The organism is Novosphingobium malaysiense, assembly GCF_000802225.1.
Lineage (GTDB): Bacteria > Pseudomonadota > Alphaproteobacteria > Sphingomonadales > Sphingomonadaceae > Novosphingobium > Novosphingobium malaysiense.
This window is the reverse complement of record NZ_JTDI01000064.1, coordinates 1-454: the sequence shown is the minus strand read 5'-3', so window position 1 is coordinate 454 and position 454 is coordinate 1. Positions and strand designations below refer to the sequence as shown.

Genomic DNA, 454 nt, shown 5'->3' with positions numbered 1-454 from the left:
ACGCTGGAGAAGCTGGGATCGCTCGCTTCGCTGCAGGAAGGTGGCGTGATAACCGCTGGCAACGCGAGCCAGATCAGCGACGGCAGTTCGGGCGTTCTTGTAGCAAGCGAAAGTGCGGTCAGGACCCATGGCCTGTCCCCGATCGCGAGAATCCATCATGTCTCGGTGTCCGCAGGCGATCCGGTGATCATGCTCGAGCAACCGATACCGGCGACGCGCCGTGCGCTGGAGAAGGCCGGCCTGACGCTTGACCGGATCGATCTGTTCGAAGTGAACGAGGCGTTTGCTTCGGTTCCGATGGCCTGGCTCGATGCACTCGGGGCTGATCCCGAGCGCCTCAACATCAATGGCGGTGCGATTGCGCTCGGGCATCCGCTTGGCGCTAGTGGTACGCGGCTTATGACAACGCTGATCCACGCGCTTCGGCGTCGCGGTGGACGCTATGGTCTCCAGA

Annotated in this window: 1 protein-coding gene; it reads left to right on the top strand. The window is 62.8% G+C overall.

All coding sequences use genetic code 11. The annotated features are described in order from the left end of the window. Window positions 1–454 (top strand): thiolase family protein (locus LK12_RS23505; protein WP_039290892.1); only part of this gene is annotated, 454 nt, incomplete at both ends.